Genomic DNA, 23,609 nt, shown 5'->3' with positions numbered 1-23,609 from the left:
ATCGAGCACAAAATAAATTTACCAAGGAATATTAAAATGAAACCAGTTGTATTGCTTACCGCATTGTTCATCACGGTTGCCGACATTCACACGGCACGAGCGGATGTTATCCATTATCAGGTCTCGGTTACTTTCCTGGATGACACCACCTTCATCGGATCATTCGATTATGACGCCACGAATCAACAGACAAGCAATCTACGGGGAATATTGGACGATGTCCTGATGGGAAATGTGGAAACACTCAATTATCAACTGAGTGCCGTTAGCGATGGGAAAGGGGGCATCACTTCCAAGGTATATGAGTTAAATACAACGGCAATCAGTACTAACCCCCCGATAAACAACAACGTTTATGCCGCGATCAATTTTAATGCCACGGACCCCGCGCTTGGCGCAACCGATCCTGCTCAATTGGCGTACATGGATTGCTCGGCGGGCGGCTTAATGGGACAGACTTGCATGTACCACTTGTCATGGCATAATCCGGTATTTCCGATGGAGGGAGGGCATGGCATACTCTCGCAAACAATTACTGCCAGTAACCAAATCTCTCGTTCCGACTGTTTTTTAAATTGGGCGGAAAATTACTACGCACAATTATTTGCTCCCGCAGGCGCTATTTCACAAACATCGTCGCCTTATTTATATCGTTACTACCCAAATACGAATGCATATCTCGGCATTTCTTCCGCCGATAGCCACGTTTATTATTTAGGGCCGGATAATCAGTTGCTGGATGTAGGTCATTTATCCACTTGGCTAACTTCGGCAGGGTGTTAGTTCATCCTGATAAGGCCGAAGCAAAAAAGATGACTCCAGAGAGGGGATTGTTCAAACCCAAAAAGCGGCGTAAGTTTTAACCGTCGAGGAACAACTACATTGACAATTTCCGGTCACCTACGCCTGTCAAATCACGGCAGACCGGATTCCCCTATGCCGCGTCTTTGTTGGTAAAAACTTGCCGATATATAACGCTTCTCCCTCACCATCTTAAAAATTAAACGCCTTAGCCTTCCCCGCCTGCGCCTTAAACTGCTTCAACCACGATTTCCCTGACAATTTCTCAGCCAGCGCAACCGCAAGATGCTGCGGATCGACACCCATGCTCTTGTTACGCCCCAAACCCTGCATGCAGGATGGACAGTTGGTCAAGATCGTAGCCCTGCCTTTTTCCGGCATGACTTCCGCCAACGACTCGCGCTTGCGGTGCAGCATCGAGGCGGAAATGTCTGGGCGCGACAAGGACAGCGTTCCCGCCTCCGAGCAGCAATTGGGCACCGGTGTGACGCTACCGAATCCGCCCAGTTGATCAAGCACGTCCAGCGCTTTGCCGTCCAGCGAGTCGTGGCAGGGCGCATGATAGAGGTAGCTCTCGTTGCCGGTGCCTGCCAAATGCAAGTCCCGCTCCAACGCATAATGGGTTATATCGACCAGCCGGCCGCCGAACAACTTGGCCGCTTCCATCTCGTTCAAGCCTTCGCGGCAAGTTCCGCAGGTTACGACGCAGCCATCGAACTCCAGGTGGGTAAACATGTCCCGGATTTGATTAAGCTGAATCGTCACGCGCAAACTGTTTTGCGAATGCATTTCGGCTTGGCCGTTGGCGTAGGCCGGAAATCCGCAGCACAAAAACGGCGGCGGTAGTACCACTCGGGTTTTCAAACCCATCAATACATGGATCGCAGCCATCGAGATGTCGGACACCATGCGCTCGGAACCGCAACCCGGAAAATAAAATACGGTGCGTTCGGCTTCCTGATCGGGTTCAAACACCAAAACCTGGTCAGGCTTGCAGTCGGGTAACAGGTCGCGCAAGGTCTTTGCCGGCACTGTCGGCATCGGCGAACTCAGCAGTTGCAACGCATAATGCTTTGACTGGCCTTTTTTCGGTTGCAGCGGCTTGGATAATGCCGCGCCCAACTGCTGTCCGACAAAACCGGCCCGAAGAACGCCGAAGCGGAACACTTTATTGAACGTCGGCGAGTCGCTGTGCAAATAGCGCAACGTCATCTTGGTCGCCGCTGCCGTGTGCTTATAGCCCCAATCGGCCAGAATCCGGCGTTCCAGCACTGACACGTCGGCAGAATCGATATCGACCGGACAAGGTTTGGCGCATTTATGACAGGTCGTGCAATGATCGGACACTTCTTCCAGCCATTGCAGCAGTTCGAATTTTGTCGAATATTCGCGCTGCGCGTCGAACAGCAAGGCTTCGATAATCGCGCCGATCGCCAGATTCTTGTTGCGTGGATGATAAAACAGGCTGCCCGCCGGATGGAAAACGCCGCAATCGGGCTTGCACTTGCCGCAGCGCACGCAATGGGCGATCTTGTTCGCCAGCTCTTCCAGTTGGCCGTGGCGCAGTATGCGCGCTTCCAAGCCCAATAGGTTGAACGACGGCGTGAAGATATGTTCCAGCACCTCGAAATCTTCGAGCTTGCCGGGATTCATCAGCCCGGTCGGATCGACTTCCCGGCGATAGGCGCTGAGTGCCGCGATGCGTTCGGGCTCCAGGTACTTGAGTTTGGTGACGCCGATGCCGTGCTCGCCGGAAACCACGCCGCCCAGTTCGACGACTTTAAACATCACCTGATCGATGACTTCGCCGGAGCGTTCCAGCATGTCCCTGTCGTTGGACAGCACCGGTAAGTTCACATGCACGTTGCCGTCTCCGGCGTGCATATGAGTCGCCAGCACAATGCGCCGGTCGCGCACTTCCTGATAGGCGAGGTCTACGGCGGCGATAATTTTAGGAAAGCCGCGAGCCAGCTCGGCGAACTCCTGCCTGAAATCGTTGATGATAGCCAGGCTGCGTAATGTTTTTTCATCGGCCAGGGGCAGCGTTTTTTGGGCCGTCGTATAAAGGTACAAAGCGACGCTTGAACGCGCCGTAAATGAATCGGCATTATCTTCAACCGGCGGTTCGCGAAATAAGGCGGCCGCGCGATCCAGGAATTTCATCTGCGCATAACGTTCTTCTTCTACGTTGACCTCTTCGATAAAACGGGCAAATTCGGCCAGCGTTTCCAGAGGAATGACCACGTCTTCATTCAGTTTGAAGGCGTTGGTGCGCCGGGCAATCGCGCCGAATTTTTTGCGGTCGGCCCAATACCGCTCCGCTTCGGCGGAATCGTGCGCTTCAAAAAGTTCGCTGTTCGGATACTGATCCAGAATCGCACGTATCTTGTCGATACCGCGCTGGGCCTGATCTAAAGAATGACCCGCAACATCAATCAACAACACGGCTTTCGGCGTTTTGAACCGGCTCGATTTGACCTGATAATCGATCGCGCGAACGTACTCGTCATCGAAATGTTCCAACGCGACCAGTGTGTCTTCGCCTTGATCGGGAAACGGAAATGTCTTGGACAACTCGACAATCACACGGCTGGCTTCTTCCATATCCTGGCCGAAAAACTCCAGGCAGATCGTGCGCGTGGCTTCGAATTTCGGATAGAGGATGAATTCCGCCGACGTGATAATGCCGTCGGTTCCTTCCTTTTGCAGCCCCGGAACGCCGCCCAATGCTTTGTTGGTGATGTCTTTCCACAGGCCTTTCTTCCTGATCTCGCTACCTTTCAAGACAATGGTCTTGATCGACTCGCCGCTTTTCTGGTCGGATACCTCGAAAGTCACATCATCTTCCGGCAGGATTTTACGCAGTTGATGATCGGTTCTGCGCACTTCCCAACGTTTGCCGCCGGGCATCGCCATCCGCCAGGAAATCAAGTTGTCGATGCAGGTGCCCCAGCGCACCGCGCATTTGCCTCCGGCGTTTTCGGCTATGTTGCCGCCTATCGATGAAGCCCAGGCGCTGGTCGGGTCGGTCGCAAACACCAGGCCCCGGCTGCTTGCGTATTGGTGTGCTTTTTCGGTGATCACGCCAACCTCAACTTCCAGCACTTGGGCCGTTGCGGTCTGCCCGTCCCAAAGCTTGAATTCCATGTCGCGCGTGCCGCGAATGTGATCAAGTTTTTCGGTATTAATCACCACGCAGTCGGGGCGTAGCGGAACCGCGCCGCCGGTCAACCCGGTACCGCCGCCGCGCGGCAAGGCTTTCAGGCCCATCTTCGCAATAGCGATCAACAGCGGCGCAAGCTGTTCTTCCTTGTCCGGCATGATGACCGCGACCGGCAGGTACAAGCGCCAGTCGGTCGCATCGGTCGCATGGGAAACCAGCGTGAACGGGTCGAATAATACATTACTGACGCCGGTCACAGCGCCCAACTCTCTTTTCATCCGGCGGCGCAAGCCCGGCACTTTTTCGACATCGTCACGAAAATCGTCAAGCAATTGTCGGGAAGCGACCAGTACTTTATGCACCCTGGATTCGTTGCCGATATTCTGTTCGATGATGCCAAGGTGCTTTGCGGCATTGTCGAACATGCGTTTGCGCCTGCTGGCCGAAGTCACCAGCTCCTGGAACAAATATGGATTGCGGCGGTAAATCAGGATCTCGCCGAAAAAACGCATCAGCAAGCGGGCCGAGCGCCCGGTTACGCGGCGGTCGCGCAATTCTTCCAGAATCAGCGCAATCTCTGTCCCCAGCAGGAAGGATACGACCTGCCAATCATCCGCAGAGGTGTAGTTGAACGGAATTTCCCGGTAGCCTCTGGGAATGGTTACCGTAGCATTGGATTCAGTTTTTAAGGTAGTAGGCGACATGGGTTTAATCCTATCCGGGATGATCGATATGGGCTATTGTCCCATTAATGGCTGAGACGGCGAAAGTGCCCGTTTTTCTGATACTGTGTTTCCTATCGTTGTTCAGATTAACCATAACAACAGCAATTACAGTGCCATGCTTAGTCTGATGAATAGTTTGCAGTATAAAAAACCTTTGGGAAATTTTGATGACAAACGTCCAATCGGCAATATATTGTTATTTTTTGCCGTCTGACCCGGTCGATAAATCAATGGGCTAAACCCATCACTCCACCGGAAAAATCAAATAATCCGTCCACTTAGTCTCACCACCCGCTTGGTCGGGACTCGGCAGCATAGCCGTATTCCAGCCGCCGCCCAAAGCCTTGATCAGCTGCACCGAGGCCGTCAACCGTTCGCCATGTAGCTGTACCGCAGTCTGCCGGTTCGACAAGGCCGCCGTTTGCGCGATTATTACATTCAAGTAACTGATCGTTCCCGCCTGATATTGATTGATCGTCAACTTCAGCGCCTGATTGGCTGCATCGACAGCTTTATCCTGCACCTGCGTTTCTTCCTCCAATATCCGCAAGGTGGCTAGATTATCCTCGACTTCCTGGAAGCCGGTCAGCACCGTTTGCCGATAAGCCGCGACATTGGCGTCGAAACTGTCGATGGACTGCTTGTATTGGGCGTTTTTAGCGCCGCCGTCGAATGCCGTCAACGCCGCGCCGGCAGGTCCAAACGCCCAATAACGGCTGGCTGTCTTGAACAGGTTATCCAACGTGGACGTTTGAAAACCATTCGAAGCAGCCAGATTCAAAGTCGGGTAATAAGCCGCTTTGGCCACGCCAATCTGGGCATTGGCGGCGGCGATTTGGCGTTCTGCAGCAGCAATGTCGGGACGTCTTTCCAGCAGTTCCGAAGGCAGGCTGACCGGAATCGCCGGCGGCTGCACGTTCAGAGGTGCAGGAGCCAGCGACAGTTCAGACGGAGGCTTGCCGATCAATACCGCAATCGCATGCTCCAGTGTCGCCCGCTGCACGCCGAGATTAATGGCTTGAGCGCGCACCGACTCCAGTTGGGTTTCAGCCTGCACCACGTCGCTCTTGGCGGCCACGCCGACCGTATAACGATTTTTGGTTATTTGCAGGGTTTTGCTGTTAACAGCCACGATTTCATCCAACACCGCCTTTTGCTCATCCAATATCTTCAGCTGAAAGTAATCCTGCGCCAATGTCGCCTGACTGGACAGCCGCAAAGCCTGCAAAGTAGCCGCGCTGGCTTGGGCGCTACCGGTGTTGGCTTCAACCTGACGGCGGACGCTGCCCCATAAATCCGGCTCCCAGGCAATTGCCCCGGCGACGCCGAACAAGTTCCTGACCCCCGACACGGCCACGCTTTGACCGCTGGCGGCGCGAAAACGGTTAGTCGTGCCGGTCAAATTGAGCAGCGGGAAAAATGCCGATTGCGCCGATTGCACCAGATGCTGGGCTTGCCGGTATTGCGCCTCGGCCTGGATTATCGACTGATTGGCGGCCGCAACCTGCTCTTCCAGCTCATTCAGCCGGGAATCGTTGAAAATCTCCCACCATTTGCCGGACAGCACGGTATCTCGGGGCTGGGCCTGCTTCCAGCCTTTACTTTCCTTAAACTCTTTCGGAACCGCCGCTTCAGGACGGACATAATCCGGACCTACCGTGCAACCGGCCAAGTGTGCGGTTAATAGTGAATAAATCAGGGGTCGGGTAATATGAACTTTCATGTAAGTCTCGTTTTGGTTCAGTTATTCACCACGAAGGCACGAAGAGCACGAAGTTCATGTTTTTTCTTCGTGCTCTTCGTGTCTTCGTGGTGAGTAAAAATGCGTAACATTGTGGATATTACTTAAGCAGGCTTATTTGCTTGGGAAGCAGCGCGTGGGAGCGAGAAAAGTGGTCGCACTTACACTTCGTTCCGGACGGAACAACATGTCCCATCCGGCTTGTGAGTCGCCGAGAACACGGAGTTTCATCTCTTCGTGTCCTTCGTGTCTTCGTGGTGAATAAGAAATTTGGGCGTTCATTGTATTGAAAGATTTTGTCTGCTTCGAAAGCGTCCACCAAACCACAGCCGGAAACGATCCAGGTAAAGGTAGACGACCGGTGTCGTGTACAGCGTCAGCATTTGACTGAAAATTAGGCCGCCGACAATCGAAATGCCCAGAGGGTGACGAAGTTCCGCGCCGTAACCGCTGCCCAGAGCCAGGGGCAACGCGCCGAACAACGCGGCCAGCGTGGTCATCATGATCGGCCGAAAACGCAATAAACAGGCCTGAAAAATCGCCTCGCGAGAATTCAGGCCCTGCTCGCGTTCGGCAAATAACGCAAAGTCGATCATCATGATTGCATTCTTTTTGACGATACCGATCAACAAAATCACGCCGATCAGCGCGATGATACTGAACTCGGTGCCGCAAGCCATCAACGCCAGCAGCGCGCCGACACCGGCCGACGGCAGCGTGGACAGGATAGTCAGCGGATGGATATAGCTTTCGTAGAGCACGCCCAGCACGATATAGATGGTCAGCAAAGCAGCCAACACCAAAAAAGGCTGGTTGCGTAACGATTCCTGGAAAGCTTTGGCCGAACCCTGGAAGCTGCCTTGAACGGCATTCGGTACGCCGATGTCGCGCATGGTTTTCTCGATCAGCTGGGTGGCTGTGGACAGCGAGATGCCGGGCTTAAGATTAAACGACAACGAGGCCGCGGCGAATTGGCCTTGATGGTTGACGGACAGCGGCGTACTGGTTGGCGCAAAACTCGCCAGCGCCGACAGCGGCACCTGGAGTGCACCCGGCTGTTCGCCGCTCGGTAAGCGCTTGGCGGGCACACTGATATAAACCTGCTTCAAAGCTTCCGGGCTTTGCCAATATTCGGGAGCCAGCTCCATGACCACCCGGTACTGGTTAAGCGGGTTATAAATCACCGATACCTGACGCTGGCCGAAAGCATTATTAAGACTGGTATCGATCATCGCCTGGGTGACGCCGTAGCGCGTCGCCATATCCCGGTTGACGACCAAACCGATTTGCTGCCCTTTGTCTTGCTGATTGCTGCTGACGTCACTGAGTTCCGGCAGCTTGGACAGTGCGGCGATGACTTTAGGCATCCATTCACGGAGCAGGCCCAAATCGTCGGATTGCAAGGCGTAATCGAACGAGCCGAACGAAGGACGGCCGCCGATACGCAGTTCTTGTGCCGGGAACATATGCAGATCGGCGCCGGGAATGCGCTTGACCTTATCGCGCAAACGGCCCATGACTTCTTCAATCGGAGGGCGTTCATTATGCGGTTTGAGCACTACGAAGACTCTGGCGCTATTACTGCCGGAACCGGCGCCGCCAAACCCGGCCACGGTACTGACCGCAGGGTCCTTTAACATCAGTTCGGAAAACTCGAAAAGTTTTTTCTGCAAGGCCCAAAAAGAAGTGCCTTGATCGGTTTGAACCTCCCCAAGCAATCTGCCGCCGTCCTGGGTCGGGAAAAAACCTTTATCGATCACGATGTACAAATAAACATTGAGGCCTATCGTGCCGAGCAGCATCAGCATCATGATGCGGCTATGACGTAGCGCCCAGCGTAACGAACTTTCATAAGCCGCTTGCAGCCGGTCGAACGCCCGGCCTATGCCTAGATAAAGTCGGCCATGCTGCGGACTTTCTTTGCCTACCCACCGTGCGCACAGCATCGGCGTAACGGTCAGCGAGACCAGTAACGACACCAGAACCGCTGCCGACAGCGTTACCGCAAACTCTTTGAACAAACGTCCGACCACACCGCCCATCAATAAAATCGGCAGGAACACCGCCACCAGCGACACGCTCATCGCCAGCACGGTAAAGCCGACTTCTTTGGCGGCCAACAGCGCGGCCTTGAACGGCGCCACGCCTTTTTCGATATGGCGCTTGGTGTTTTCCAATACCACAATCGCGTCGTCGACCACAAAGCCGGTGGAGATAGTCAGCGCCATCAAGGTCAGGTTGTTCAGGCTGTAATTGAAGAAATACATGACCGCGCAGGCGCCGAGCAACGACGCCGGCACCGCAATAATCGGCACCAGCGTCGAACGTATATCGCGCAAAAACGCCAGCACGACCAGAATCACCAACACGATCGCAATCAACAAACTGTGCTCGACCTCGGTAATCGAAGCCCGGATGGTCTGGGAGCGGTCGACAACTACCGACAGCTCTATAGTATTGGGGATAGCCGCGCGCAACTCCGGCAACAAGGCCTTAACCTGATCGACGGTTTGAATTACATTAGCGAGCGGCTGCTTTCTGAGAATCAGCAGCACCGAAGGTTTGCCGTTTTTCAGCCCGGTATTGCGCAAATCCTCGACCGAATCCACGACTTCGCCGAGGTCTGAAATTTTGACCGGCGCGCCATTGCGGTAGCTGACGATCAGCGGCAGGTAATCCGCTGCTTTGCGCGCCTGGTCATTGGCCTGGATCTGCCAGCGTTGCTCGCCGTTTTCGAGCACGCCTTTCGGGCGGGAGATATTGGTTTGAGTGATGGTATTTCTGACATCCTCCAGACCGATACCGTATTTGCTCAGCGCGTTAGGGTTCAGTTCGACCCGTACCGCCGGTAGCGCCGCACCGCCGATTTGCACTTGGCCAATGCCTGGAATCTGCGATATTTTCTGCGCCAGGATGGTCGAAGCGGCATCATACATTTGGCCGCGGCCAAGGTTTTCGGAAGTCAGCGCCAATATCAGGATCGGCGAATCGGCCGGATTGTCCCGGCGGTAACTGGGACGATTGGGCATGCTGGTAGGCAGCAAGCTGGCGGCGGCATTAATCGCGGCCTGAACATCGCGGGCGGCGCCGTTGATATCGCGGTCCAGGTCGAATTGCAGCGTAATTTGGCTGGAACCCTGGGAACTGCTTGAGGTCATCTCGGTGATGCCCGCGATTCGCCCCAATGCCCGTTCCAATGGCGTGGCAACCGTAGCCGCCATGGTTTCGGCGCTCGCTCCCGGCAACTGGGCCTGTACATTAATGGTCGGGAAATCCACCTGCGGCAACGACGCCACCGGTAAATTCAAAAAAGCCAGGATGCCGACCAGAACGATGGCCAGAGTCAGCAGACTGGTGGCGACCGGACGGTATATAAACACTGCCGACAGATTCATTACAAACTTCCGTCGTTTTCAGGAACTTCGGGTGGATTCAGACGCAACCATCCGTTCACGCGCCGGGCCAGACTATCCATCCATAAATAAATCACCGGCGTGGTGTACAAGGTCAATAATTGGCTCAGCAACAAGCCGCCGACCATGGTGATACCCAGCGGATGGCGCAGCTCCGAGCCGACGCCGCTGCCCAGCATCAACGGCAAAGCACCCAACAGCGCGGCCAGAGTGGTCATCAGGATAGGCCGAAAACGCAGCAGACAGGCCTGAAAAATCGCATCGGCGGGCGACATGCCTTGCTTGCGCTCGGCGTCCAATGCAAAGTCGATCATCATGATCGCGTTCTTCTTAACGATGCCGATCAACAGAATAATGCCGATAATGCCGATAATGCCCAGATCGCCGCCGGAAACCATCAAGGCCAACAATGCGCCGACTCCGGCCGAAGGTAGCGTGGACAAAATGGTAATCGGGTGGATATAACTTTCGTATAACACGCCGAGCACGATATATACGGTGACGATCGCGGCTAAAATCAGCCACAAGGTATTGCCCAGAGACGCTTTAAACGCCAGCGCAGCGCCTTGGTAACTGGTGCGGATGCTTAACGGCAGATCGATCTCCTGCTTGGCGCGGTCGATCGCATTGACCGCATCGCCCAATGCTGATCCCGGAGCCAGGTTAAACGATAGCGTCGCAACCGGGAACTGGTCGAGATGGTTAATCGATAGCGGGGTTGGCCGTTCCGATATTTCGGCTATCGCCGACAACGGCACCTGCACGCCGTTGCTGGATGGAATCCGTAATTCTTTCAGGGCTTCCGGGGAACTTTGCGCGGCCGGATCGACTTCAAGCACCACCCGGTACTGGTTGGACTGGGTGAAAATAGTCGATACCAGCCGTTGCCCGTAAGCGCTGTACAACGCATTATCGACTGCGGCGGTGCTGACGCCGAGGCGGCTGGCGGTGCTGCGGTCGATATTGACATAGACTTGCCGGCCCTGGTCCTGCACATCGCTGGTCACATCGGCAAATTCCGGTTGGCCGCCTAGTTCTGCTACCAGCTTATGCGTCCAGCGATTCAATTCATCAATATCCGGCGTTTCCAGCGTGAACTGGTACTGGGTGCGGCTAATCCGGTTTTCCATGGTCAAATCCTGCACCGGTTGCAAATACAGGGTAACGTCGGTCAGCGCGGCCAGTTTGGGCTTCAGCCGGGCTATCACTTCGGTTGCGCTTAGCTTTCGTTCGGCTTGCGGCTTCAGGTTGATCAAAAAGCGGCCGGCGTTGGGCGTGGTATTGATGCCGTCGACGCCGATGAATGACGACAGGCTTTCTACCGCCGGATCTTCAAGCAGCAGAGCGGCCAACTTTTGCTGATGTTCGGCCATCGCCGAAAAAGATACATTTTGCGGCGCTTCGGAAAAACCCTGGATGATGCCGGTATCTTGAATCGGAAAAAAACCCTTGGGAATGAAAACGTACAGCGCCACGGTCAGCGCGGCGGTAACAAAGAATACCGACATGGTCAGGCCTTGCCGCAGCATGACCCATTCCAGGCTGCGGCCGTAAGCGGCAATCAGCTTGTCGAACCAATCGTCTGGCTTTTCGGCATGCGCTTGATGCGGACGCAGCAGCTTGGCGCACATCATCGGCGTCAGCGTCAGCGATACGATGGCGGAAATCAGGATCGCCACCGCCAGCGTGATCGCGAATTCCCGGAATAAGCGGCCGACCACATCGCTCATGAACAGCAGTGGAATCAGCACCGCGACCAGCGAAAAAGTCAGCGAAATAATGGTAAAGCCGATTTGTTCGGAGCCTTTCAACGCGGCTTTCAACGGCGATTCGCCGCGCTCGATATAGCGGGAGATATTCTCGATGACCACAATCGCGTCGTCGACCACGAAGCCGGTGGCGATAGTCAATGCCATCAATGTCAGGTTGTTGATGCTGAATTCGGCCAGGTACATCACAGCAAAAGTGCCGACCAAAGACAGCGGCACTGCGACGCCCGGAATGATGGTGGCCGGGACGTTGCGCAGGAACAGGAAAATCACCATCACCACCAGGGCCACCGCCAGCAGCAATTCGAACTGCACATCGTGCACCGAGGCGCGGATAGTCACGGTGCGGTCGGTCAACGGCAGCACTTCGATGCTGAGCGGCAACGAGGCCTGCAATTTCGGCAACAGCTCCTTGATGCGGTCGACCACCTCGATCACGTTCGCGCCGGGCTGACGCTGGATGTTGACGACCACGGCCGCAGTTTTGTTCGCCCAGGCCGCCAGCCGGACATTTTCCGCACCGTCGATCACTTCGGCGACTTCGGATAGCCGCACCGGCGCATTATTGCGGTAAGCCACGACCAAATCGCGGTATTCCGCTGCCGAACGGAGCTGGTCGTTGCTGTCGATAATCGCCGAGCGCATCGGGCCGTTGAACATGCCTTTGGGCTGGTTGACGTTGGCGGCGGCAATCGCGCTACGCACATCTTCCAGGCTGATGCCGTAAGCCGACAGCGCTTTATGATTGGCTTGAATCCGCACCGCAGGCCGTTGGCCGCCGCTGATGCTGACCATGCCGACACCGGACAACTGGGCGATTTTCTGCGCCAGCCGGGTATCGACCAGGTCTTCGACCTTGAACAACGGCAAGGCTTTGGACGTGACCGCCAGTGTCATGATCGGCGTGTCGGCCGGATTGACCTTGCTATAAATCGGCGCTTGCGGCAAATCATCCGGCAGGAAATTAGTCGCCGCATTAATTGCCGCCTGCACGGTTTGTTCGGCAATATCCAAGTCCAGATTCAGGTTGAATTGCAGGGTAACCACCGACGCGCCGCCGGAACTGGTCGAGGACATCTGGGTGAGTCCGGGCATCTGGCCGAACTGGCGTTCCAGCGGCGCGGTCACGACCGAAGTCATCACTTCGGGACTGGCGCCCGGATATAAGGTCACGACTTGTATGGTCGGATAATCGACTTGCGGCAACGCCGACACTGGCAATAACCGGTAAGCCAGGATGCCGAGCAATAACATCGCCACCATCAGCAACGAGGTCGCCACCGGGCGCAGGATGAACAACCGGGACGGGTTGAAATTCGGCAGGGTATGGTTTGAGGGAGTCATAGTCTAAGGACGCCGATCTTTTTTACGTGACTTGCCTTCGGGCTTGACCAGCGCATTCGTATCAGCGGCCACGGCCAGTCCGTCTTTTTGGGCAATATCGACCTGGCTGCCTTCATGGAGACGGTCGATACCTTCCACCACCACCGTTTCGTTGGCGGCAAGATTGCTTAACACCGCAACTTTGTCCCCATCGGTCGGCCCCAATGTGATACGGCGCAACTGCACGGTTTTGTCCGGGTTGACGACGTAGACAAACGCGCCTTGGGTATCGTGCTGAATGGCGGCGCTGGAAACCAGTGTTACGTCGGGCAAGGTATCCAGCTGCATTTTAACGTTGACGAACTGGTTGGCGAACAGGGTGCTCTCGATATTGTCGAATTGCGCCTTCAGTTTCAGCGTGCCGGTGGTGGAATCGATCTGGTTATCGAGCGCCAGCAATTTGCCCTCGGCCAGTTTGATTTTACCGGCCCGGTCATAAGCCTCGACGCGAACCGGTTCGTTCGAACGTCGGCGCCGCACCACCGATTGCACATTGTCTTCGGGCAGTGTAAACACCACGGTGACCGGCTGGAGCTGGGTAATCACTACCAGGCCGTTAGTATCATTGGCATGGACAATATTGCCCTGGTCAATCTGGCGCAAGCCGACCCGTCCTGAAATCGGCGCGGTCAGCCGTGCATAGGTTAGCTGGAGTTTGGCATTATTGACTTGGGCTTTATCCATTTCGACAATGCCGCGGTATTGTTTAACTTGGGCTTCCTGGGTCACGGTCTGCTGAGAGGAAATCGAATCCTGTTCCAACAAGGTCAGATAACGGTCATGATCTACTTGGGCATTTTTCAGCAGGGCTTCATCGCGCATCAATTGTCCTTCAGCCTGTTGCAGCTGTACCTGGAACGGGCGTGGATCGATTTCCGCCAGTAAATCGCCTTCCTTGACCATCTGGCCTTCGCTGAACGCTACCCGCACCAGTTCACCGTCAACCCTGGGCCGCACGGTCACTGTGCGCAAGGCAGTTACCGTACCCAAGCCGTTCAGGTACACCGGAAAATCGGCTTTGGCCGAGGTTTCTATCGCCACCGGTGCCGGTGCGTCATCGTCATGGCCACGTTTACCGCCTCTGGAATCGGATTTCTTCTCAGGCACTGCTGATGTCGAATGCTGGAAATAAAAACCTGTGCCGATCATAGCCAGCACGATCAGCGCACCGGGCAATAAAAAAGCCCGGCGCCGGTTGGCGAGCGTGGGTAATTCGTGGTGATTGTCTTTGCTCATACGGACATGGTTAATTAAGGGTTTGAGAGCGGATAGCTTGAATACCGGCCAGCGAGAATTGCACGACGTGTTCGGCAAAGGCTTTGATGTCGCTTAAGTCGCTGGGATGACTGCGGAACGGCCGGGCATTTTGCATGTGCCTTAAGCGCAGCAGTTGAAAACATTGGCCCATGATGCTGGCGTGGCAGTATTGGATTTGTTGGTCGGTAGCCGCCTGTCCCAGGCATTCTTTCAGCAAAGCGAACATTTGCATGCGTTGCGGGTTGATTTCCTTTTCCAGAATATCGGCCAACAACCGGGTAGGCTGCGCCATTTCCTTATGAATAATCGCAAACGAATAGGAATTCTCGTCGCCGATACGCCTGACCAGGGATTTAATCCGCTGCGCCAGCCGTTGTTCTGCCGATGCATCGCCCATCAGGCCGCCGTCGGGCGGATACAGGGCAAGTTCCTGGTTAAAAGCAAAACGCCAGGATTCCAGGTAGAGGGTTTCCTTATCGCGAAAATGATAATTGACCGAGGCGATGTTGGCATCCGCTTGCCCGCAGATTTCGGCTATCGTCGCATCCTGAAAGCCTTTCTCGGCAAAGATTCGACTGGCTGCGTTTAATAGGCGGATACGGGTTTTTTCCGGCTTGGTTTTAAGATTCTGCATGCAGACACATTGAAAATAGACCTGTTATTTATGTTTGGTAATTGTAATTGAAATCTATAATTTAAATACATATTTTACCAAACTTTACAACAAGCTCTATATAATTGATTTTTATTAATATTCGGCACTTAATCGCTGATCGCTCGGCAGCAGTTCGCAACGTTATCCCGGGATTTGAAATAATTCCCGCGCTGGAGCCTCACTACCATTAAGTTAAGAAGACAATGACACCGTAGGAGCGGGCCGCGCCCGCGATATTTAGGCGGCGAGCAGGGTTGTAGTTCCTTCATCGCGGGCATGGCCCGCTCCTACAACGCTTAACTTAATGGCAGTGGAGCTGGAGCGTGGGTAACGATAAATCCTGCTAAACCGGCCTATTTTGCAATTTAAATGTTAAATGCGTATTTCAAAGTCAGCCGTCCGCATACCTGCTTTATCTATTCGAGCTCCGCTGTTGACTGTCCGAAGATCAGCAGCGGTTGCGTAAAAAAAGCTATCTGTCGGCCAACAATTTGCCCGCGTCACCATCGCGGACCATACTGTTAAGCCGGGATTTAAGGCGAACCGATAAAAACAGTGAATCAAGGCAAAAGTCTTGCACTTTCACCTTGATTCGAATCGGGCCGGTTATTTAGCGGCTGTCGGTTGGCCAATGAAGTTACGCAGATCGGCCAGCGTGACCACGCGCGGACCGTGCAGGGCAGCAATCTGACCGACATCCAGTTTCAGCTTCTGGATGTTTTGGTAAAGATTTACTGAATAAGGGTTAGCTTTGGCAGGCGGCGGTACATTGGCTGCGGTAGGCGTGAAGGCGTCGGCTTCGACCAGGATTTTTTCTTTAGGCAAATAGACCAGTACGAACGCATCGTTGTGACTGTTACCGGCGATAGAATGAATCTCGATAGTGCGTTTGCCGTCCGAAAGTACATGTTTTCCGGTAAAGCTCTCAAAGTGCGCGGGCTTTTGCGACTTGGCCAGACGATCGGGATTGATCGTATGCGGAGCGGCCCAAATTTTTTCATAATACGACTGGTTCGGTTGCAACGTGACGATCGTTGAACCTTCATCGACATAAGTGCGCAAGCCTCCGGCATGGTCGAAATGGGCATGGGTGTTAATCAGGTATTTGATCGGCTTGTTCGGAATGATCTCTTTGAGCTTGGCGATCACAGCTTCCGAGCGCTCTTCATTTTGCGGTGCTTCGACCAGCACGATGTGGTCGCGCTGATTGATCGCAACGCTGTGATGACTGCCGCCGGTCAGGTAATAAACGCCGTCGGCCAGCTTGTTGGCGGTCACGACCACAGCCGGGGCCTTGGCGACTTGCTGGGGTACCGCAATGTCAACCGGCGGATTCGCTTTGACTGCCGAGACGTTGATGTCCAAAACCGGGTAACCGCCCTGATTGCGGACAATGTGGCTTGGGAATTGTATGCCGTCAAAATCCTTATAATCGCTGTACCGGGTTTCGACCAGCGTGTCGCCGAGCACAGGATTATCAATCCAGGTCTGCACCCGTTCCAGCTGATTGTTCGCGTTGATGGTGCCGACATAGCGGTATTTGCCTGCAATAGTGAACGCTACTTCGGTGCCGCTATCGACGGTTTTCGAAACGGCATTGTTGGCTTGCGCCGCTTTCAGGAAGCCTTGCGGACTGGCCCAGATTTCCGCCAGGCGCTCTTCAACAGCCGCCGGTTGCGCGGTTGGCGCTGGTGCGGCGTTACCGGCAGCGGCCACGTTCCAGGCGGTACCGCCGCTGACATATTGGTCGACCTTTTGCTCAACCGGCGCAGGACGTACGCGGCCGGGCTCCACAGTCTGGCTGCGGGTGATCTGCACCCGCACACTGGCAGTGTCGTAATTGATGTCGGCGGTAAAGTTTTTCACGTCGAACTGCGGCCAGGATAAATCCGGGTTCGGCGCCTGGCCGAACTGGTACCAGCGTCCGGCGCCTGAAAATTCGATGGATTTGATGTTGTCTGCTCCCGAAACCTCGGACGCCGCCTGCAAGCCCTGCGGTTGCAGAGCGCTGCATCCTGCCCCAGTCAATGCGACTGCCAAGCCAACAGCTGTATATATCGATCTATGCATGAAACCCCCTTAGGATTATATAGAATGAAAAAAATATGAAGGATCAGCCAAGTGCAATGCAATAGACATACCAGGCGGTCTTTACTGGGTAAACGAGGCGTTTAGGAATGAGTTCTGCTGAATATCCAGCAGAACTTGTTGGGAGGCTGCATCTGGTGAGGCAGTCTTGAGGCTGAATAGTTTTGATGGGGCTGGCAGCTTGCACTAATGTGTTTGATAAACAGCTAAACCTTAGCACTACCGCACATGAGCCTATCTCAGCCCGAATTTTTGTGGATTTGATACGAGCGGCGCTGAGTATCTTGATTGTGTTTTGATCAAAACGCTGGCACCGCCAAAAACTAAAAAAGCAGGCGAAATGTTTCGCCTGCTTATTCTCTTCGGCTAGTGATTATTTGTTGGCTGCTTTCAAGTGCTGAACAGCTTCTTCAGCGGATTTTGTTGCGATCTCGGCGTGGTCTTGTTTGCCTTGGGTTATCGAGTCTTCCAATGATTTTATACCCGCTTCCAGGTGGGTTTTGGCTTCACCCGTTGCAACATCTTCACCTTTTTTGGCATGTTCAAGGGCGCTTTCGGCATGCGTCACCAACACAGATGCGTGCCCCGCCTTGCCGTGGGTTACCGCCTGCTCGGCGTGCTTTAAGGCTGCGGCGGCATGTTCTTCAGCAAACACTCCTGTGCTAACAAATAATAATGCACTGATAATAATCGCTTTATAGTGTTTCATGAATTCTCCAAGGAAAAATATGTTATCGGGTTACAAACGGTTTAATTCAAAGCGCTAAAAAACTTAACTTACTCCAGTCGGTTGATTTTCGGACTTTGACCATCACAGGGTAATAGCCGGTTATTGCAATGCACGAGGCTCGGCAAGTTTTAAGAAAAGCCGATATGCAATATTAAGCTATCAATTTTCATACCATCGTTTAATACTCTGTTTTTGAAAGAAAAATAAATATTAAGACGGGCCATGATGATGCCTAACCAGCAGGTGTTGTTGAACAGCTGCTCATAGAACAACTATCGATTTCTTGAAGTTCAAGTTTTTAACTTGTTTGTATATTCTGAATAGGTACGGGCCAAACGGACGCCGCGCTTCAATATCTTGCAGACTACGAAAAACTGTTAATTAGGCCCGGATGAATTGGATGGCTTCCTGTTCCTCATATTCCAGCAAACCGGCTTATCCGTACGAAAAATATCAAAGCCCTAAATCATCAAAACCGGCGTTTGTAAGTGATTGTGCGTATTTACAATGATCCGTAGACAGAACACAGTAACCCGGCAAGCGAGCTGACCGGACAACCGGAAGCCTGTGCGCCCAAAGAGGCCACGGGCTTTTTTTTGGTTCAAAATTTAGCGGCAACTATCAGTTTGCGGCCCAATCACAGGAGCTTTTATGTCCCATTGGTACGAAGATAATTCTCTCTCCATCGGGAAAACACCGCTGGTACGGCTTAATCGCATCATCGACGGCGCGCCGGCCACTCTGCTGGCAAAAATTGAAGGGCGCAATCCCGCTTATTCGGTCAAATGCCGGATCGGTGCGGCGATGATTTGGGATGCCGAGCGGCGCGGCTTGTTGGGTCCCGGCAAAGAACTGGTAGAGCCGACCAGCGGCAACACCGGCATTGCGCTGGCGTTTGTCGCGGCGGCTCGCGGTATTCCATTGACCTTGACGATGCCGGAGACGATGAGTCTGGAGCGCCGCAAGTTACTGATCGCCTATGGCGCCAAACTGGTATTGACCGAAGGCGCCAAAGGCATGAGCGGCGCGATAGCCAAGGCCGAGGAAATCGCCGCGTCCGATCCCGAGCGTTATGTCTTGCTCCAGCAGTTTAAAAATCCGGCAAATCCGGCTATTCATGAGCAGACCACCGGGCCTGAGATCTGGAATGACACCGACGGCGCTATCGATATTCTTGTTTCCGGTGTCGGCACCGGCGGAACCATTACCGGCGTTTCCCGCTATATCAAGCAGACGCAGCATAAAGCCATCGTTTCGATTGCGGTTGAACCCGAGGCGAGTCCCGTACTCAGCCAGCATCGCGCCGGTGAACCGTTAAAACCCGGCCCTCATAAAATTCAAGGCATCGGTGCGGGATTTGTCCCTGATGTGCTTGATCTATCCCTGGTCGATGAAATAGAACAAGTCAGTAACGAAGACGCGATCGCTTATGCGCGCCGTCTTGCCAGAGAGGAAGGCATACTGTCCGGTATTTCCTGCGGCGCTGCGGTGGCTGTCGCTGTACGTGTTGCCAAGCGGCCTGAAAATGCAGGCAAAACCATTGTTGTGGTGTTGCCGGATTCCGGTGAACGTTATTTGAGTTCGCCTTTGTTCGAAGGCGTTTTCGATGCCGGTGGTTTGGCGGTATGAACGGCAAATATGATTGGGGTATCGATCAGCTCGTAGCGCAATTGCGTGATTCGCGTACGCAAGCGCAGGAAGCTCGAAACCGGCGAGATAAACCCTCCAAACCGCCATCAAAAAATGAGCTACATGCAATTTTAGAGGGCTTGAGTTCAGTCTTGTTTCCAAACCGCTTGGGACCACCTGATTTGAGTGACGAAGGCATCGATTACTTTGTTGGCCATAGCCTTGAAACCTTACTACGCCGACTGTGTACGCAAATCAGCTGTGAACTTCAGTCTAATTCGGAAAGTCCGGATATCGATAACGCAACTCATGAGCAAGCCATTGGCATTGTCAAACAGTTTGCTGCACAATTGCCCACGGTAAGAAAGTTACTTGATAGCGATATTCAGGCTGCATTTGAAGGCGATCCCGCCGCAAAAACGCCTGACGAAGTACTGGTTTGTTATCCGGGCATTACCGCCGTCATTCATCAGCGGCTTGCGCATATCCTTTATCAATTAGGCGCGCCACTGGTTGCCCGCATGATCTCAGAACTTGCGCACTCGGCCACCGGCATTGATATTCATCCCGGTGCACAAATCGGCGAGAGCTTCTTTATCGACCACGGCACCGGCGTGGTCATCGGTGAAACATCGGTAATCGGGCGGCATGTTCGTCTGTATCAGGCCGTTACCTTGGGAGCCAAACGTTTTCAAAAAGACGATACCGGTATTCTTCTCAAAGGATATGACCGGCATCCTATCGTTGAAGACGATGTCGTTATTTATGCGGGCGCGACGATTTTGGGTCGTATCACCATAGGCCGCGGTTCGAGCATCGGCGGCAACGTCTGGCTGACCCATAGCGTGCCGCCTAACAGTAATATTACCCAGGCGCAGGTGCGTAGTGAATTATTCCAAAGCGGAGCCGGAATATGAGCTTTTAGGCTTTTGCCTGGAAATTCAGGAATCGGAAGACGGAGCTTCCCTACTATTTAGTTTCCGATCTGGAGATTGGAATGTAACCAATTAAATTACACCAACCACAATAGGAAAAAGTCATGACAGATATCCACCAAGGCCAAGAACATACCGCATTAGGCGATGTTGCCGCGCGTACTCTGGCGAATGCCACCAAAACCGTCCCCATGCTATCAACCATCACGCCACGGTGGTTGGTCCATCTATTGCATTGGAAACCGCTCGAAGCCGGTATCTATAGAGTCAACAAAGTTAAAAATGAAAAAGATCTCCATGTTGATTGTTCCAGTCTCGATGAAAAAGAACTGCCGCAAACCTTTGCCGATTATGAGGAATGGGGGCGTGAATACAGGCTGAATGCCGTCAATACGGTACTTGATATTCATACACGTATTGCTGATTTATACAGCAGCCCGCATAACCAAACTCATGAACAGCTGCGTTTGACTATCGAAACCATTAAAGAGCGCCAAGAAAGCGAGCTGATTAACAATGCTGAATACGGTTTGCTCAATAACGTCGCGGTATCGCAGAAAGTACAGCCGGTTAAAGGTGGCACGGGCGCACCCACGCCTGATGATTTGGATGAATTGATTTCCCGTGTCTGGAAAGAACCGGGATTTTTTCTGGCTCATCCAAAAACCATTGCCGCGTTCGGACGTGAAGCTACTTACCGTGGCGTACCGCCTGCTATAGTCACTTTGTTCGGCTCGCAGTTTTTAACCTGGCGCGGACTGCCGTTGATTCCATCGGATAAGGTCAGAATTATTGACGGTAAAAGCAATATTTTGCTGTTGCGCACCGGTGAAAGCCGCCAAGGCGTGGTCGGTCTTTATCAACCCAACCTGACCGGCGAACTGAGCATGGGTCTTTCCGTCCGCTTTATGGGCATCAATCATAAAGCGATTGCCTCTTACTTGATCTCCCTGTATTGCTCGCTGGCGGTGTTGACTGATGATGCGCTCGGGGTGCTTGAGAATGTCGATGTGGGCCAATATCATGAATACAAGTAACGTTGAATCCGCCAATCAAGCTCCACAAGGCTTTACGGAAAATCCTGGTCACGCCGCATCGCTGCCCGATGTAGCGTATCTAACCAAACTGGCCAATGAGTTGTTTACGGCATTGCCTTGCGATGGATCGCGTATCGGTCTTGCCGCTTCGGCAGTGCCGAGCGGATTGGCTTCATCTTTGCCTGGTGTAGATAAGTTAGACATACCGCAAGGTTTTGCTCAGCCGGGTGAAGCAGAGCTGCAAAAGTTGTTTTCTCTAGGTCAACCGTCTTTAAAGAGCGTCCCGGACAGTCTTGATAGGGGCCCGGTTTTCGGCAATCCGTCTTCGACGGCAACATCGCCGTTGGCAGGTTTGGACGAATCGGTGCTGGCGGGTATTTTTCCGCAAGACCTTGGACTGCCCGGTGAAGCGGAATTGCAAAAATTGTCGGTTACGCGCCCGACTTCCGTAAGCGCCTTTCCTGAAAGTATTGACCCCCGTTCAATTCCTGCCGTTTCACCTTCGGTGGCGGCACACGAGCTGACGGCTGAAGCGCTGGCAGATAGCGACAAGTCAATGGAAACGGTAATTTCACCGCAGGTTTTTGAAACGGAATTGCAAAAACTTTTCGCTGCCAATGCATTGTCTACCGGGAAAATTCCGACAAATGCGGCAGACAGCTTGATATCCGGGATTTCCACGTTGACTGCAACATACGGTTTGGCTAGTTCGCTGGCCGGCTTCGACGCTTCATTGATAGCAGGGCTTTCACCTCAGGCCTATGGTCTGCCCGGCGAAGCTGAGCTGCAAAAACTTTTTGCTTCTTCGGGAAGCATCCCGGCAAGCACCGGCTCGGGTTCATCATTTTACTTTCTCGATGAATTGAAAACCGGCGGATTTAATGCGCAAGCGCCAACGTTGGCTTCCGCTCATCCACCTTTTGATGTCCAGGCGCTGCGTCGTGATTTTCCGATTCTCAAGGAACATGTCAACGGACATCCGTTAGCCTGGTTTGATAACGCGGCGACGACCCAAAAGCCGCAGGTGGTAATTGACCGGGTGTCGTACTTTTATGAGCACGAGAATTCAAACATTCACCGTGCAGCGCATGAACTGGCGGCGCGGGCGACCGATGCTTATGAAAAAGCACGGAATACTGTTGCGCACTTTTTGAATGCATCGTCTTCCGACGAAATTGTTTTTGTGCGGGGCACAACCGAGGCCATCAATCTTGTGGCGCAAACTTGGGGGCGGCAAAATCTTGTTGCAGGCGATGAGATCGTCATCACTTGGCTGGAACATCATGCCAATATTATACCGTGGCAACAATTAACCGAGGTTACAGGAGCGAAGTTACGCGTTGTGCCCGTCGATGACGATGGTCAGGTATTACTTGGTGAATTCCAGAAATTGCTGAATTCACGCACCAAACTGGTCTCGTTTTCGCAGGTATCCAACGCACTGGGTACGGTAACCCCCGCCAGGGAAATGATCGAGATGGCGCATCGTGTCGGTGCGCGTGTTTTGCTGGATGCCGCCCAATCCGTTTCGCATTTACACGTCGATGTACAAGAGCTGGATTGCGATTGGTGTGTATTTTCCGGGCACAAGATATACGGTCCGACCGGTATCGGCGCGCTGTATGGCAAGGCAGAGTTACTTGAGTCCATGCCGCCGTGGCAAGGCGGCGGCAATATGATCGAAGACGTGACCTTTGAAAAAACTCGCTATCAACATCCTCCCGCCCGCTTTGAGGCCGGTACCGGCAATATTGCGGACGCTGTTGGATTGGGGGTAGCGTTGGAATACCTGACGAAAATCGGTATCCATAATGTCGCGCGTCATGAGCATGAGTTGCTGGCCTATGCGATGGATGCGCTAAGAAGCATTCCCGGCTTGCGTTTGATCGGCACGGCTGCCGAGAAAACCAGCGTATTGTCGTTTGTGTTGGCAGGGCATAACAATCAGGATGTTGGTGATGCGTTAAACCGCGCCGGTATTGCGGTACGTGTCGGCCATCATTGCGCTCAACCTATTTTGCGCCGTTTCGGCCTGGAAAGCACAGTGCGTCCGTCGCTGGCGTTTTACAATACGCATGAGGAAGTTGATCGTTTAGTCAGCACCGTGAGACGGATTCAGAGCGGTAAAGATTTTTAGCGAGTTTGCTTGATAGCAAAAAGGATGCGATGAGGCTAGCGTTAAGGTCAAAGCCGTCGAAAAAAAAGATATAACCGTCTTTTAATCATAATATTTTAGCTCCAACAGCAGTGAAATAGGCCGTCAAAAGAAGCAATTAGTGAAGG

13 protein-coding genes are annotated in these 23,609 nt (G+C 53.4%); 5 read left to right on the top strand and 8 right to left on the bottom strand.

What is annotated here, in order from left to right; genetic code table 11:
- Nucleotides 1–36: 36 nt before the first annotated feature.
- Nucleotides 37–783 (top strand): hypothetical protein, encoded by a 747-nt coding sequence (locus V7051_RS06005; RefSeq protein WP_333874034.1) that lies wholly within the window; start codon nucleotides 37–39, stop codon nucleotides 781–783.
- A gap of 210 nt (nucleotides 784–993) precedes the next feature.
- Here V7051_RS06005 and V7051_RS06000 read toward each other — a convergent pair whose 3' ends face one another.
- From V7051_RS06000 to smbP, 8 genes are all read right to left on the bottom strand, one after another.
- Entirely contained in the window at nucleotides 994–4,668 is a 3,675-nt protein-coding gene (locus tag V7051_RS06000; protein ID WP_333874033.1) for a DUF3683 domain-containing protein, read from the bottom strand.
- Between the two features lie 265 nt (nucleotides 4,669–4,933).
- Nucleotides 4,934–6,412 (bottom strand): efflux transporter outer membrane subunit, encoded by a 1,479-nt coding sequence (locus V7051_RS05995; RefSeq protein WP_333874032.1) that lies wholly within the window; start codon nucleotides 6,410–6,412, stop codon nucleotides 4,934–4,936.
- 296 nt (nucleotides 6,413–6,708) lie between these two features.
- Complete coding sequence (locus tag V7051_RS05990) at nucleotides 6,709–9,825, bottom strand: multidrug efflux RND transporter permease subunit (protein ID WP_333874031.1); 3,117 nt, start codon at nucleotides 9,823–9,825, stop codon at nucleotides 6,709–6,711.
- Entirely contained in the window at nucleotides 9,825–12,956 is a 3,132-nt protein-coding gene (locus tag V7051_RS05985) for an MdtB/MuxB family multidrug efflux RND transporter permease subunit (RefSeq protein ID WP_333874030.1), read from the bottom strand. Before V7051_RS05985 ends, V7051_RS05990 begins: the two co-directional genes overlap by 1 nt.
- Before the next feature lie 3 nt (nucleotides 12,957–12,959).
- Nucleotides 12,960–14,231, bottom strand: coding sequence for an MdtA/MuxA family multidrug efflux RND transporter periplasmic adaptor subunit (locus V7051_RS05980; protein WP_333874029.1), 1,272 nt, complete (start codon nucleotides 14,229–14,231; stop codon nucleotides 12,960–12,962).
- 10 nt (nucleotides 14,232–14,241) lie between these two features.
- Nucleotides 14,242–14,886, bottom strand: a complete 645-nt coding sequence (locus tag V7051_RS05975) for a CerR family C-terminal domain-containing protein (protein ID WP_333874028.1) — start codon at nucleotides 14,884–14,886, stop codon at nucleotides 14,242–14,244.
- A 627-nt stretch (nucleotides 14,887–15,513) separates the two neighbouring features.
- A complete protein-coding gene (locus V7051_RS05970) occupies nucleotides 15,514–16,977 on the bottom strand; it encodes an MBL fold metallo-hydrolase (RefSeq protein WP_333874027.1) in 1,464 nt (487 codons plus the stop codon).
- A 391-nt stretch (nucleotides 16,978–17,368) separates the two neighbouring features.
- Nucleotides 17,369–17,704, bottom strand: a complete 336-nt coding sequence (smbP, locus tag V7051_RS05965; protein WP_333874026.1) for a small metal-binding protein SmbP — start codon at nucleotides 17,702–17,704, stop codon at nucleotides 17,369–17,371.
- A gap of 672 nt (nucleotides 17,705–18,376) precedes the next feature.
- Here smbP and cysK point away from each other — a divergent pair.
- The 4 genes from cysK to V7051_RS05945 all read left to right on the top strand — a co-directional run bounded on the left by cysK (nucleotide 18,377) and on the right by V7051_RS05945 (nucleotide 23,463).
- Nucleotides 18,377–19,354, top strand: coding sequence for a cysteine synthase A (gene cysK, locus V7051_RS05960; protein ID WP_333874025.1), 978 nt, complete (start codon nucleotides 18,377–18,379; stop codon nucleotides 19,352–19,354).
- Nucleotides 19,351–20,271, top strand: coding sequence for a serine O-acetyltransferase EpsC (epsC, locus tag V7051_RS05955; RefSeq protein WP_333874024.1), 921 nt, complete (start codon nucleotides 19,351–19,353; stop codon nucleotides 20,269–20,271). The genes cysK and epsC overlap by 4 nt, the downstream gene beginning before the upstream one ends.
- 122 nt (nucleotides 20,272–20,393) lie before the next feature.
- On the top strand, nucleotides 20,394–21,326 hold the full coding sequence (locus V7051_RS05950) for a family 2A encapsulin nanocompartment shell protein (RefSeq protein ID WP_333874023.1): 933 nt from the start codon (nucleotides 20,394–20,396) through the stop codon (nucleotides 21,324–21,326).
- Nucleotides 21,313–23,463 (top strand): family 2A encapsulin nanocompartment cargo protein cysteine desulfurase, encoded by a 2,151-nt coding sequence (locus V7051_RS05945; protein WP_333874022.1) that lies wholly within the window; start codon nucleotides 21,313–21,315, stop codon nucleotides 23,461–23,463. The genes V7051_RS05950 and V7051_RS05945 overlap by 14 nt, the downstream gene beginning before the upstream one ends.
- Nucleotides 23,464–23,609: the final 146 nt, after the last annotated feature.

The organism is Methylobacter sp. (assembly GCF_036845245.1).
In the GTDB taxonomy this organism is placed as follows: domain Bacteria; phylum Pseudomonadota; class Gammaproteobacteria; order Methylococcales; family Methylomonadaceae; genus Methylobacter_A.
The sequence above is the reverse complement of the archived record's forward strand: the minus strand, read 5'-3'. Positions and strand labels throughout refer to the sequence as shown.

Excerpts from the sequence above, each read along its gene's own strand:
- V7051_RS05975 (WP_333874028.1), bottom strand. The coding sequence starts at position 14,886 with ATGCAGAATCTTAAAACCAAGCCGGAAAAAACCCGTATCCGCCTATTA.
- epsC (WP_333874024.1), top strand. The coding sequence starts at position 19,351 with ATGAACGGCAAATATGATTGGGGTATCGATCAGCTCGTAGCGCAATTG.
- smbP (WP_333874026.1), bottom strand. The coding sequence starts at position 17,704 with ATGAAACACTATAAAGCGATTATTATCAGTGCATTATTATTTGTTAGC.
- V7051_RS05995 (WP_333874032.1), bottom strand. The coding sequence starts at position 6,412 with ATGAAAGTTCATATTACCCGACCCCTGATTTATTCACTATTAACCGCA.
- V7051_RS05980 (WP_333874029.1), bottom strand. The coding sequence starts at position 14,231 with ATGAGCAAAGACAATCACCACGAATTACCCACGCTCGCCAACCGGCGC.
- V7051_RS05985 (WP_333874030.1), bottom strand. The coding sequence starts at position 12,956 with ATGACTCCCTCAAACCATACCCTGCCGAATTTCAACCCGTCCCGGTTG.
- V7051_RS05945 (WP_333874022.1), top strand. The coding sequence starts at position 21,313 with ATGAATACAAGTAACGTTGAATCCGCCAATCAAGCTCCACAAGGCTTT.
- V7051_RS06005 (WP_333874034.1), top strand. The coding sequence starts at position 37 with ATGAAACCAGTTGTATTGCTTACCGCATTGTTCATCACGGTTGCCGAC.
- V7051_RS06000 (WP_333874033.1), bottom strand. The coding sequence starts at position 4,668 with ATGTCGCCTACTACCTTAAAAACTGAATCCAATGCTACGGTAACCATT.
- cysK (WP_333874025.1), top strand. The coding sequence starts at position 18,377 with ATGTCCCATTGGTACGAAGATAATTCTCTCTCCATCGGGAAAACACCG.
- V7051_RS05970 (WP_333874027.1), bottom strand. The coding sequence starts at position 16,977 with ATGCATAGATCGATATATACAGCTGTTGGCTTGGCAGTCGCATTGACT.
- V7051_RS05950 (WP_333874023.1), top strand. The coding sequence starts at position 20,394 with ATGACAGATATCCACCAAGGCCAAGAACATACCGCATTAGGCGATGTT.
- V7051_RS05990 (WP_333874031.1), bottom strand. The coding sequence starts at position 9,825 with ATGAATCTGTCGGCAGTGTTTATATACCGTCCGGTCGCCACCAGTCTG.